At 45.9% G+C, this 11077-nt stretch carries 4 protein-coding genes, 40 tRNA genes and 2 rRNA genes (1 of these 46 running past the window's edge); 1 reads left to right on the forward strand and 45 read right to left on the reverse strand.

All coding sequences use genetic code 11. The annotated features are described in order from the left end of the window. The first annotated feature begins 208 nt into the window (after positions 1–208). The gene (locus tag MKX73_RS01710; RefSeq protein ID WP_340716051.1) at positions 209–1126 is read left to right on the forward strand and encodes a 1,4-dihydroxy-2-naphthoate polyprenyltransferase; all 918 of its coding nucleotides are present in this window, start codon (positions 209–211) and stop codon (positions 1124–1126) included. A gap of 42 nt (positions 1127–1168) precedes the next feature. On the opposite strand, the gene MKX73_RS01715 is transcribed toward MKX73_RS01710, so the two are convergent. The 45 genes from MKX73_RS01715 to MKX73_RS01935 all read right to left on the reverse strand — a co-directional run. Next, positions 1169–1513 (reverse strand): TraR/DksA family transcriptional regulator, encoded by a 345-nt coding sequence (locus MKX73_RS01715; RefSeq protein ID WP_340716052.1) that lies wholly within the window; start codon positions 1511–1513, stop codon positions 1169–1171. A gap of 64 nt (positions 1514–1577) precedes the next feature. Next, positions 1578–2336, reverse strand: a complete 759-nt coding sequence (locus tag MKX73_RS01720) for a MerR family transcriptional regulator (RefSeq protein WP_340716053.1) — start codon at positions 2334–2336, stop codon at positions 1578–1580. A gap of 103 nt (positions 2337–2439) precedes the next feature. After that, positions 2440–3066: an NUDIX hydrolase gene (locus tag MKX73_RS01725; RefSeq protein WP_340716054.1), complete on the reverse strand. Its 627-nt coding sequence runs from the start codon at positions 3064–3066 to the stop codon at positions 2440–2442. Between the two features lie 74 nt (positions 3067–3140). Next, a tRNA-Glu gene (locus MKX73_RS01730) sits at positions 3141–3212 on the reverse strand. A gap of 2 nt (positions 3213–3214) precedes the next feature. Further along, a tRNA-Ser gene (locus MKX73_RS01735) sits at positions 3215–3305 on the reverse strand. 14 nt (positions 3306–3319) lie between these two features. Continuing rightward, positions 3320–3395, reverse strand: a tRNA-Asn gene (locus MKX73_RS01740). 9 nt (positions 3396–3404) lie between these two features. Then, a tRNA-Ile gene (locus MKX73_RS01745) sits at positions 3405–3481 on the reverse strand. Between the two features lie 11 nt (positions 3482–3492). Further along, positions 3493–3566: transfer RNA gene (locus MKX73_RS01750), tRNA-Gly, on the reverse strand. Positions 3567–3569: 3 nt separating this feature from the next. Further along, positions 3570–3645 (reverse strand) — tRNA-Phe (locus MKX73_RS01755). Between the two features lie 5 nt (positions 3646–3650). Beyond that, positions 3651–3726, reverse strand: a tRNA-Asp gene (locus MKX73_RS01760). A gap of 3 nt (positions 3727–3729) precedes the next feature. After that, positions 3730–3804, reverse strand: a tRNA-Met gene (locus MKX73_RS01765). Between the two features lie 45 nt (positions 3805–3849). After that, positions 3850–3942: transfer RNA gene (locus MKX73_RS01770), tRNA-Ser, on the reverse strand. 24 nt (positions 3943–3966) lie between these two features. Then, positions 3967–4043: transfer RNA gene (locus MKX73_RS01775), tRNA-Ile, on the reverse strand. A gap of 7 nt (positions 4044–4050) precedes the next feature. Continuing rightward, positions 4051–4124 (reverse strand) — tRNA-Met (locus MKX73_RS01780). Positions 4125–4152: 28 nt separating this feature from the next. Beyond that, positions 4153–4228 (reverse strand) — tRNA-Ala (locus MKX73_RS01785). 5 nt (positions 4229–4233) lie between these two features. After that, positions 4234–4310, reverse strand: a tRNA-Pro gene (locus MKX73_RS01790). 8 nt (positions 4311–4318) lie between these two features. Beyond that, positions 4319–4395: transfer RNA gene (locus MKX73_RS01795), tRNA-Arg, on the reverse strand. A gap of 17 nt (positions 4396–4412) precedes the next feature. Next, positions 4413–4501: transfer RNA gene (locus tag MKX73_RS01800), tRNA-Leu, on the reverse strand. Positions 4502–4506: 5 nt separating this feature from the next. Next, positions 4507–4581, reverse strand: a tRNA-Gly gene (locus tag MKX73_RS01805). A gap of 46 nt (positions 4582–4627) precedes the next feature. Then, positions 4628–4712: transfer RNA gene (locus tag MKX73_RS01810), tRNA-Leu, on the reverse strand. A gap of 24 nt (positions 4713–4736) precedes the next feature. Further along, positions 4737–4812: transfer RNA gene (locus MKX73_RS01815), tRNA-Lys, on the reverse strand. Between the two features lie 6 nt (positions 4813–4818). Further along, positions 4819–4894, reverse strand: a tRNA-Thr gene (locus tag MKX73_RS01820). Between the two features lie 9 nt (positions 4895–4903). Then, positions 4904–4979, reverse strand: a tRNA-Val gene (locus MKX73_RS01825). A 1035-nt stretch (positions 4980–6014) separates the two neighbouring features. Next, a tRNA-Glu gene (locus MKX73_RS01830) sits at positions 6015–6086 on the reverse strand. Between the two features lie 2 nt (positions 6087–6088). Beyond that, a tRNA-Ser gene (locus tag MKX73_RS01835) sits at positions 6089–6179 on the reverse strand. 14 nt (positions 6180–6193) lie between these two features. Further along, positions 6194–6269: transfer RNA gene (locus MKX73_RS01840), tRNA-Asn, on the reverse strand. Between the two features lie 9 nt (positions 6270–6278). After that, positions 6279–6355, reverse strand: a tRNA-Ile gene (locus MKX73_RS01845). A gap of 11 nt (positions 6356–6366) precedes the next feature. Further along, a tRNA-Gly gene (locus MKX73_RS01850) sits at positions 6367–6440 on the reverse strand. 3 nt (positions 6441–6443) lie between these two features. After that, positions 6444–6519: transfer RNA gene (locus MKX73_RS01855), tRNA-Phe, on the reverse strand. Between the two features lie 5 nt (positions 6520–6524). Next, positions 6525–6600 (reverse strand) — tRNA-Asp (locus MKX73_RS01860). A 3-nt stretch (positions 6601–6603) separates the two neighbouring features. Continuing rightward, a tRNA-Met gene (locus MKX73_RS01865) sits at positions 6604–6678 on the reverse strand. Positions 6679–6723: 45 nt separating this feature from the next. Continuing rightward, a tRNA-Ser gene (locus MKX73_RS01870) sits at positions 6724–6816 on the reverse strand. Between the two features lie 24 nt (positions 6817–6840). Next, positions 6841–6917, reverse strand: a tRNA-Ile gene (locus MKX73_RS01875). Between the two features lie 7 nt (positions 6918–6924). Next, positions 6925–6998, reverse strand: a tRNA-Met gene (locus MKX73_RS01880). Between the two features lie 28 nt (positions 6999–7026). Then, a tRNA-Ala gene (locus MKX73_RS01885) sits at positions 7027–7102 on the reverse strand. Between the two features lie 5 nt (positions 7103–7107). Then, positions 7108–7184: transfer RNA gene (locus tag MKX73_RS01890), tRNA-Pro, on the reverse strand. An 8-nt stretch (positions 7185–7192) separates the two neighbouring features. Next, positions 7193–7269 (reverse strand) — tRNA-Arg (locus MKX73_RS01895). A 17-nt stretch (positions 7270–7286) separates the two neighbouring features. Further along, positions 7287–7375: transfer RNA gene (locus MKX73_RS01900), tRNA-Leu, on the reverse strand. Between the two features lie 5 nt (positions 7376–7380). Then, positions 7381–7455 (reverse strand) — tRNA-Gly (locus MKX73_RS01905). A 46-nt stretch (positions 7456–7501) separates the two neighbouring features. Beyond that, positions 7502–7586, reverse strand: a tRNA-Leu gene (locus MKX73_RS01910). 24 nt (positions 7587–7610) lie between these two features. Beyond that, positions 7611–7686, reverse strand: a tRNA-Lys gene (locus MKX73_RS01915). Positions 7687–7692: 6 nt separating this feature from the next. Then, positions 7693–7768: transfer RNA gene (locus MKX73_RS01920), tRNA-Thr, on the reverse strand. A gap of 9 nt (positions 7769–7777) precedes the next feature. Further along, positions 7778–7853, reverse strand: a tRNA-Val gene (locus MKX73_RS01925). A gap of 10 nt (positions 7854–7863) precedes the next feature. Beyond that, a 5S ribosomal RNA gene (rrf, locus tag MKX73_RS01930) occupies positions 7864–7979 on the reverse strand. A 187-nt stretch (positions 7980–8166) separates the two neighbouring features. Then, positions 8167–11077: ribosomal RNA gene (locus MKX73_RS01935) — 23S ribosomal RNA — on the reverse strand (it continues 18 nt past the right edge of the window).

Genomic DNA, 11077 nt, shown 5'->3' on the forward strand with positions numbered 1-11077 from the left:
GTATGATGCAAGTATAGCGTTATTTTAATACGTGCCTGAATTTTTATATAATTTGCTCATTTTTTTTGCGTTCGCGCAGTAAATAATACCATCCTATCATAACATTTTTCGAGCAAACGTTACATGTATTGTCCCTTCGCTCTGTTCAATTTGTTTTATTTGCATTACAATAGTTTAGATAATTGTATTTAGTTAGGAGCGTTTTTTTATGACAAAAGTCGTTGAAGCGGACAAGGGATTTAAAGTCTGGTGGCATTTAACACGCCCCCACACATTAACAGCTTCATTTGTACCTGTATTGTTAGGTACGTCTATGGCACTTTCAATAAATCATGAAACAATTCATTTCGGGCTATTTTTTGCAATGCTTATTGCCAGTATGCTTATACAGGCAGCGACGAATATGTTCAATGAATATTATGATTATAAACTTGGCCTGGATAATGAAAACTCAGTCGGTATCGGAGGCACAATCGTCCGACATGGTGTAGCACCAAAAACAATTATGGCCATTGCGTTAAGCTTTTACGGTATCGCCATGCTATTAGGCGTTTACATATGTGCCATGACATCCTGGTGGCTTGTTGCTGTCGGTCTTGTATGTATGCTGATCGGCTATTTGTATACTGGCGGACCGTATCCGATTGCTTATTCACCTTTCGGGGAGCTGGTTTCAGGAGCAGTAATGGGTATGGGGATTGTTCTAATCGCTTTCTTTATTCAAACAGGAGATGTAACAGCTGATGCTGTAATAATTTCTGTGCCGAGTATGATTTTAGTTGGGGCTATCATGCTTTCAAATAATATTCGGGATATTGTTGGAGATACAGAGGGCGGGCGTAAAACGATGGCCATTTTAGTTGGTCGACATAACGCTGTAACAGTGCTTGCCGGTTTCTTTATCGTTTCGTATATTTGGATCGCGGTTCTTGTAGTTATTGGTCATTTGTCACCTTGGGCACTGCTTGTACTACTAAGCGTGAAGAAACCGATTGAAGCGATTAAATTATTCCGGGCGAAAGAAAAACCGCTAGAAGTAATGCCGGCAATGAAATATACAGCCCAAACAAACACGATTTTCGGTTTCTTGTTGGCTGTAGGTCTATTAATTTCATATTTCATTTAAAACATAGTAGAGGTATGTTGAATATTCAACATACCTCTTTTACTATTCTGTCACTTCTTCTACATGGTCAATACATGTTAAAGCTGTCGGAACCGCTTCTAAACGCTCAAAAGGAATCTCTTTTCCACATACGATACATTCACCGTATGTGCCCTCATCCATGGCATTTAAAGCTGTTTGAATTTTTTCAATTTCATCTTCCTTCAGCTCACTTAATGTTTTTTCTGTAACAATTGTCGTTAAATCGGTTGCTGCATCTGCCGGATGATTATCAACTGCAGTTATTTCTGTTTCATCTAAAGGCGGCTCTTCATTAACATGCTCCTGCAATGTCGCAAGCTCCTCTTCCAAAATGCTACGTAATTGTTGTACTTGATTAATATCCATATTAAATCCCCCTTTTTCCATTAATAAGATATTACCTTTATGGGGATTTCTAAAACATCTTTTCTTATTTGTTTGCTGCATAAACGGTGATTACATCATGCAGAAATTGTGTAGCTCCGGGAGCGACACGCTCATCATAGTAAGCAGTAAACCGTTCATCGGATACATACATCTGCGCCAGGCCAATATGTGCTTCCGGGGTATATTTCGCCCAGGAGAAGCTTAGCCAGCGTTTATGAAGCTCCGCTGCTTCCATTGCTACGTCTGATGTTACGTCTCCGAACACAAGCGCTTCTTTTAAACGTTCAAACAATTGTTGTTCCAATTGCTGCATTGCATTATATTGCTCTTCTGACATATCCCTGAATTGTTTATTGCTCGCTTCCACTTGATCTTCGCCGTACTTATCTCGGATTTCCTGGCCATAGGTCTTTTCGTTTTCTTCTATTAATTTATTTTTAAACACATTAAACTTTTGTTCATTTGTCATCTTAATTTCCCCTTCCATCGTTTGGATTGTTTGTTCTATCGTTATTAGTAAGTCGTCGATATATCTTCTTTTCTTTTGTAATAGCTCGGATTGTTTCTTTAGTGCTTCTTTTACTTCATAATCAGGATGATCGAGCAATTTTTTTATTTCCTCTAACTTAAAATCAAGCTCCCTGTAAAAAAGTATTTGCTGTAACCGGTCAATATCCCCTTGGCTATACTGCCGGTAGCCATTTTCCGCAACAGCAGAAGGCTTCAGCAAACCGATTTCATCATAATAACGCAGTGTGCGTGCACTCACACCTGATAGCTTGACCAGTTCGTTAATCAGCACATGATCACCTCCTATTTAGTACTATAAAGGTTGACGCAACGTGAAGGTCAATAGTTAATTATATTTCCTTAATTAATTCTAAAAAAAAAGCTAACCCAATTTTTCAGGTTGCTTCAAATAATATTTTTTTCAAACTTGGGATAAACTCGAGCAAATAGCTTTCAGGCAGTGCAGACATCTGTTCTAGTCCAATATGTTTCACTTCATAATGACGTATATCATTTTCATAATGATAACCGGATACTTCAATTTTCTTTACTTTATGTGTCGCAAGCAATATAAATTGATTTAAGTTAGCAGAGTAAATACCGTCGAGTTCTTCCCGTTGAAGTGTAAACTTCTCGATTCCTCCTGTTAACTCATAAACAAATACATTTGCAAACTCATAATCCTTTATTTTTTCATTGTCTATACTGTACGGGATGACTCCAAGTGATGTTAATTGCGAAAACTTTGCGTTAATCCCTACTTCTTCCTCTAATTCGCGTACACCATCTTCAATCGTCTCCGTTGCCAGTATATGACCAGCTGCGGTAATATCAAACTGGTTTGGATAATCCTTTTTAGTTTTGTTTCTCAACTGTAAATAAATACGCCATTCAGAATTTGTTTTTTCAATAACCCAGCAATGAAACACTTCATGCCAATAACCTTTTGCATGAATGAGATCACGTTGTTCAATGCCCTTTTCCTTATAATATTGATCAAATACTTTTAATCGTTCATTCACAAGATCCGCTCCTTTTATACAAAAAAACGCTAAGTACATGTAACAGTACTTAGCGTTTTCCGTTTTTCTATGTATGACCCGTACGGGATTCGAACCCGTGTTACCGCCGTGAAAGGGCGGTGTCTTAACCACTTGACCAACGGGCCGATGGCGGAGACAGAGGGATTTGAACCCTCGCGCCGCTTACGCGACCTACACCCTTAGCAGGGGCGCCTCTTCAGCCTCTTGAGTATGTCCCCAAAAATAGAAAAAATGGCTCCGAAGGCAGGACTCGAACCTGCGACCTGCCGGTTAACAGCCGGATGCTCTACCAACTGAGCTACTTCGGAATAATACTATGGTGGGCCTAAATGGACTCGAACCATCGACCTCACGCTTATCAGGCGTGCGCTCTAACCAGCTGAGCTATAGGCCCTATTTAAAAACTGGAGCGGGTGATCGGAATCGAACCGACAACATCAGCTTGGAAGGCTGAGGTTTTACCACTAAACTACACCCGCATATGGTGGGTTTGGACGGAATCGAACCGCCGACACTTAGAGCTTCAATCTAATGCTCTACCAACTGAGCTACAAACCCACAAATGGCGGTCCCGACCGGGATCGAACCGGCGATCTCCTGCGTGACAGGCAGGCATGTTAACCGCTACACCACGGGACCATTTGGTTGCGGGGGCAGGACTTGAACCTGCGACCTTCGGGTTATGAGCCCGACGAGCTACCACTGCTCCACCCCGCGATAATATAATGTTTGAACCTGTTTTAAGTACCCAGTTTGTAAAAATGGAGGAGGTAGAGGGATTCGAACCCCCGCGCGGTGTTACCCGCCTGTCGGTTTTCAAGACCGATCCCTTCAGCCAGACTTGGGTATACCTCCATTATAAATGATTTGTACGTTAACTGGTGGACCTTACAGGACTCGAACCTGTGACCGGACGGTTATGAGCCGTCTGCTCTAACCAACTGAGCTAAAGGTCCTTTAAGATGGCGGCAGAGGGAGTCGAACCCACGACCTTTCGGGTATGAACCGAGTGCTCTAGCCAACTGAGCTACACCGCCAGGATCTTTATTTTGGTTACAAAAAATATGGTGGAGCCTAGCGGGATCGAACCGCTGACCTCCTGCGTGCAAGGCAGGCGCTCTCCCAGCTGAGCTAAGGCCCCAATAATGGTCGGAATGACAGGATTCGAACCTACGACCCCTTGGTCCCAAACCAAGTGCTCTACCAAGCTGAGCTACATTCCGAAATAATATGGCGCGCCCGGCAGGAGTCGAACCCACAACCTTCTGATCCGTAGTCAGACGCTCTATCCAATTGAGCTACGGGCGCATATTGTTTATAAAAGATGGTGCCGAGGGCCGGAATCGAACCGGCACGGTGATCACTCACCGCAGGATTTTAAGTCCTGTGCGTCTGCCAGTTCCGCCACCCCGGCATTTTTGGAGCGGAAGACGAGGTTCGAACTCGCGACCCCCACCTTGGCAAGGTGGTGTTCTACCACTGAACTACTTCCGCAAAATGCTTAAGATATTTTTACTCTGACAGTAATATGAAATTAAAATGGTGCGGGTGAAGGGAGTCGAACCCCCACGCCTTGCGGCGCTAGATCCTAAGTCTAGTGCGTCTGCCAATTCCGCCACACCCGCTAAGCAGTATTTAACTATAAAAACTGGTGAGCCATGAAGGACTCGAACCTTCGACCCTCTGATTAAAAGTCAGATGCTCTACCAACTGAGCTAATGGCTCTCTAAATGGTGCCGGCGAAAGGAGTCGAACCCTCGACCTACTGATTACAAGTCAGTTGCTCTACCAACTGAGCTACACCGGCATTTAGAAATGGTGGAGGATGACGGGCTCGAACCGCCGACCCCCTGCTTGTAAGGCAGGTGCTCTCCCAGCTGAGCTAATCCTCCTGGGTATTTGCTGATTACTCTTTCGTAACCGCATGTCCTTTCTCTTAAGGACAAGATTTATATTATCATTACTTTTTTTATAATGCAATACCTTTTTTGAAATTATTTTTATAAAATATATTTATTTCTAATTTTTCCATTATTCAACCGAGGTTGCGGATGAAAACGTTTACTTAGTATAACGAAATTCTAATATGTTTTACTAACTTTATCAAGACTTGTTTTTAATATTTATAAATCATTCTGATATAATTATTAATATTACTTATAGATATCAAGTGTTTTGGAATATACGACTACTTATTTATACATTTTATAGAGTAAAGCTGTCAAGAAAATGTTCGTACATTTATCATTGTTTTTAAAGTATTGATAGAATCCGTTTTTTAAAGAATTCCCACCTATTGGTTTCTCAATATACTCTTTATCCTTATATTATTTCCATTATTATCGAGGTTTTTTGTTATTCTATAATAATAATTTATCTATTTAAGGGCGCTTACAATTGCCTATTTCATTATATGGTGTTAATGCATACGGCAACTTTATTTGGATTATAAGATTCGAGCGTTAAATCCTTATTATTATCTATTAACTGCTTTTTACGGTGTTTTTTGATGAACCGGGTATTTTTATATCCCTATTTACATTAATGCTTGGAAATCGGTTTAAACACCCCTCTAATATAGCAGCAACTAAGCTTGTATACTCATAATCTCTACCATGATTAAATAACCGTAAACTCTCTGCTTCTTTTCCGCTCCTGCCTACTTGTATTGTTCTTTCTTAATCCCTGCACCTTCTAGTATAGTGATCCGGCGGGGAATTCTGCTTTTACAGGCAGTACCATTAAATAATATAAGTTTAAAATTGATTACCCTTTTGGGTTCATTATTATAAGACAGCATAATATTGTGTCAGAAATTATTCAGCCTTTAAATACAGCAGCATTGTTTATTATCTTAAGAGAGCTTTAACGCACAAAAAAACGCTAAATACCGTAACAGTACTTAGCGTTTTCCGTTTTTCTATGTATGACCCGTACGGGATTCGAACCCGTGTTACCGCCGTGAAAGGGCGGTGTCTTAACCACTTGACCAACGGGCCGATGGCGGAGACAGAGGGATTTGAACCCTCGCGCCGCTTACGCGACCTACACCCTTAGCAGGGGCGCCTCTTCAGCCTCTTGAGTATGTCCCCAAAAATAGAAAAAATGGCTCCGAAGGCAGGACTCGAACCTGCGACCTGCCGGTTAACAGCCGGATGCTCTACCAACTGAGCTACTTCGGAATAATACTATGGTGGGCCTAAATGGACTCGAACCATCGACCTCACGCTTATCAGGCGTGCGCTCTAACCAGCTGAGCTATAGGCCCTATTTAAAAACTGGAGCGGGTGATCGGAATCGAACCGACAACATCAGCTTGGAAGGCTGAGGTTTTACCACTAAACTACACCCGCATATGGTGGGTTTGGACGGAATCGAACCGCCGACACTTAGAGCTTCAATCTAATGCTCTACCAACTGAGCTACAAACCCACAAATGGCGGTCCCGACCGGGATCGAACCGGCGATCTCCTGCGTGACAGGCAGGCATGTTAACCGCTACACCACGGGACCATTTGGTTGCGGGGGCAGGACTTGAACCTGCGACCTTCGGGTTATGAGCCCGACGAGCTACCACTGCTCCACCCCGCGATAATATAATGTTTGAACCTGTTTTAAGTACCCAGTTTGTAAAAATGGAGGAGGTAGAGGGATTCGAACCCCCGCGCGGTGTTACCCGCCTGTCGGTTTTCAAGACCGATCCCTTCAGCCAGACTTGGGTATACCTCCATTATAAATGATTTGTACGTTAACTGGTGGACCTTACAGGACTCGAACCTGTGACCGGACGGTTATGAGCCGTCTGCTCTAACCAACTGAGCTAAAGGTCCTTTAAGATGGCGGCAGAGGGAGTCGAACCCACGACCTTTCGGGTATGAACCGAGTGCTCTAGCCAACTGAGCTACACCGCCAGGATCTTTATTTTGGTTACAAAAAATATGGTGGAGCCTAGCGGGATCGAACCGCTGACCTCCTGCGTGCAAGGCAGGCGCTCTCCCAGCTGAGCTAAGGCCCCAATAATGGTCGGAATGACAGGATTCGAACCTACGACCCCTTGGTCCCAAACCAAGTGCTCTACCAAGCTGAGCTACATTCCGAAATAATATGGCGCGCCCGGCAGGAGTCGAACCCACAACCTTCTGATCCGTAGTCAGACGCTCTATCCAATTGAGCTACGGGCGCATATTGTTTATAAAAGATGGTGCCGAGGGCCGGAATCGAACCGGCACGGTGATCACTCACCGCAGGATTTTAAGTCCTGTGCGTCTGCCAGTTCCGCCACCCCGGCATTTTTGGAGCGGAAGACGAGGTTCGAACTCGCGACCCCCACCTTGGCAAGGTGGTGTTCTACCACTGAACTACTTCCGCAAAATGCTTAAGATATTTTTACTCTGACAGTAATATGAAATTAAAATGGTGCGGGTGAAGGGAGTCGAACCCCCACGCCTTGCGGCGCTAGATCCTAAGTCTAGTGCGTCTGCCAATTCCGCCACACCCGCTAAGCAGTATTTAACTATAAAAACTGGTGAGCCATGAAGGACTCGAACCTTCGACCCTCTGATTAAAAGTCAGATGCTCTACCAACTGAGCTAATGGCTCTCTAAATGGTGCCGGCGAAAGGAGTCGAACCCTCGACCTACTGATTACAAGTCAGTTGCTCTACCAACTGAGCTACACCGGCATTTAGAAATGGTGGAGGATGACGGGCTCGAACCGCCGACCCCCTGCTTGTAAGGCAGGTGCTCTCCCAGCTGAGCTAATCCTCCAAATTTTTTTGCGAAGCGACGTCCTACTCTCACAGGGGGAAGCCCCCAACTACCATCGGCGCTAAAGAGCTTAACTTCCGTGTTCGGTATGGGAACGGGTGTGACCTCTTTGCCATCATCACTTCACTATTACGGCTTCCAATACACGGCGCTATCCTTCGTCAACTTCCCTCGTTCTTTCAGTCACGTACTTGAGTACGCTCCTTCAATCACTCAGTCGTTTCCTCGACTAGCTTGTGTCTTGAAACCCTTGGAAAAAATTTCCATTCTTTCAAAACTGGATAAACGGTTCATTGAATTTGTGCAATAAAATGTGGTTAAGTCCTCGACCGATTAGTATTCGTCAGCTGCATGCGTCGCCGCACTTCCACCTCGAACCTATCTACCTGATCGTCTTTCAGGGGTCTTACTTACTTGCGTAATGGGAAATCTCATCTTGAGGGGGGCTTCATGCTTAGATGCTTTCAGCACTTATCCCGTCCATACATAGCTACCCAGCGATGCCTTTGGCAAGACAACTGGTACACCAGCGGTATGTCCATCCCGGTCCTCTCGTACTAAGGACAGCTCCTCTCAAATTTCCTACGCCCACGACGGATAGGGACCGAACTGTCTCACGACGTTCTGAACCCAGCTCGCGTACCGCTTTAATGGGCGAACAGCCCAACCCTTGGGACCGACTACAGCCCCAGGATGCGATGAGCCGACATCGAGGTGCCAAACCTCCCCGTCGATGTGGACTCTTGGGGGAGATAAGCCTGTTATCCCCGGGGTAGCTTTTATCCGTTGAGCGATGGCCCTTCCATGCGGAACCACCGGATCACTAAGCCCGTCTTTCGACCCTGCTCGACTTGTAGGTCTCGCAGTCAAGCTCCCTTATGCCTTTACACTCTACGAATGATTTCCAACCATTCTGAGGGAACCTTTGGGCGCCTCCGTTACTCTTTAGGAGGCGACCGCCCCAGTCAAACTGTCCGCCTGACACTGTCTCCTACCCCGCTAAGGGGCATGGGTTAGAAGTTCAATACAACCAGGGTAGTATCCCACCGACGCCTCCTTCGAAGCTGGCGCTCCGAGATCTCTGGCTCCTACCTATCCTGTACAAGTTGTACCAAAATTCAATATCAGGCTACAGTAAAGCTCCACGGGGTCTTTCCGTCCTGTCGCGGGTAACCTGCATCTTCACAGGTACTATAATTTCACCGAGTCTCTCGTTGAGACAGTGCCCAGATCGTTACGCCTTTCGTGCGGGTCGGAACTTACCCGACAAGGAATTTCGCTACCTTAGGACCGTTATAGTTACGGCCGCCGTTTACTGGGGCTTCAATTCACAGCTTCGCTTGCGCTAACCGCTCCTCTTAACCTTCCAGCACCGGGCAGGCGTCAGCCCCTATACGTCACCTTACGGTTTTGCAGAGACCTGTGTTTTTGCTAAACAGTCGCCTGGGCCTATTCACTGCGGCTTCTCTAGGCTATGCACCCAAAGAAGCACCCCTTCTCCCGAAGTTACGGGGTCATTTTGCCGAGTTCCTTAACGAGAGTTCTCTCGCACACCTTAGGATTCTCTCCTCGACTACCTGTGTCGGTTTGCGGTACGGGCACCTCTCACCTCGATAGAGGCTTTTCTTGGCAGTGTGAAATCAGGAACTTCGCTCATACGAGCTCGTCATCACAGCTCAACGTTATAGTATGCGGATTTGCCTACATACACGCCTTACTGCTTGAACACGCGCAACCAACGGCGTGCTTACCCTATCCTACTGCGTCCCCCCATTTCTCAAACGGTGAGGAGGTGGTACAGGAATATCAACCTGTTGTCCATCGCCTACGCCTATCGGCCTCGGCTTAGGTCCCGACTAACCCTGAGCGGACGAGCCTTCCTCAGGAAACCTTAGTCATACGGTGCATGGGATTCTCACCCATGTTTCGCTACTCATACCGGCATTCTCACTTCTAACCGCTCCACCAGTCCTTCCGGTCTGACTTCAACGCTGTTAGAACGCTCTCCTACCACGCATACTCAAAGTATGCATCCACAGCTTCGGTGAATCGTTTAGCCCCGATACATTTTCGGCGCAGCGTCACTCGACCAGTGAGCTATTACGCACTCTTTAAATGATGGCTGCTTCTAAGCCAACATCCTGGTTGTCTAAGCAACGCCACATCCTTTTCCACTTAACGATTACTTGGGGACCTTAGCTGGTGGTCTGGGCTGTTTCCCTCTTGACTACGGATCTTATCACTCGCAGTCTGACTCCCGTGTATAAATATCCGGCATTCGGAGTTTGTCTGAATTCGGTAAAGCGAGATGCCCCCCTAGTCCAAACAGTGCTCTACCTCCGGTATTCTCAATCACGAGGCTAGCCCTAAAGCTATTTCGGAGAGAACCAGCTATCTCCAGGTTCGATTGGAATTTCTCCGCTACCCACACCTCATCCCCGCACTTTTCAACGTGCGTGGGTTCGGGCCTCCAGTGAGTGTTACCTCACCTTCACCCTGGACATGGGTAGATCACCTGGTTTCGGGTCTACGACCACGTACTAATTCGCCCTATTCAGACTCGCTTTCGCTGCGGCTCCGTCTTCTCAACTTAACCTCGCACGTAATCGTAACTCGCCGGTTCATTCTACAAAAGGCACGCTATCACCCATTAACGGGCTCTAACTACTTGTAGGCACACGGTTTCAGGATCTATTTCACTCCCCTTCCGGGGTGCTTTTCACCTTTCCCTCACGGTACTGGTTCACTATCGGTCACTAGGTAGTATTTAGCCTTGGGAGATGGTCCTCCCGGATTCCGACGGAATTTCACGTGTTCCGCCGTACTCAGGATACACTCTGGAGGGAATGAACTTTTGACTACAGGGCTTTTACCTCGTTTCGCGGACCTTTCCAAGTCGCTTCGTCTAATTCATTCTTTTGTAACTCCGTATAGAGTGTCCTACAACCCCAAAGAGCAAGCTCTTTGGTTTGGGCTCTTCCCGTTTCGCTCGCCGCTACTCAGGGAATCGAATTTTCTTTCTGTTCCTGCAGGTACTTAGATGTTTCAGTTCTCTGCGTCTGTCTTCAACACGCTATGAATTCACGTGAAGATACTATCCGATTAAAGATAGTGGGTTCCCCCATTCGGAAATCCCCGGATCAAAGCTTACTTACAGCTCCCCGAGGCATATCGGTGTTAGTGCCGTCCTTCATCGACTCCTAGTGCCAAGGCATCCACCGTGC

The organism is Solibacillus sp. FSL W7-1436, assembly GCF_038007305.1.
GTDB lineage: Bacteria > Bacillota > Bacilli > Bacillales_A > Planococcaceae > Solibacillus.

Excerpts from the sequence above, each read along its gene's own strand:
- MKX73_RS01710 (WP_340716051.1), top strand. The coding sequence starts at position 209 with ATGACAAAAGTCGTTGAAGCGGACAAGGGATTTAAAGTCTGGTGGCAT.
- MKX73_RS01715 (WP_340716052.1), bottom strand. The coding sequence starts at position 1,513 with ATGGATATTAATCAAGTACAACAATTACGTAGCATTTTGGAAGAGGAG.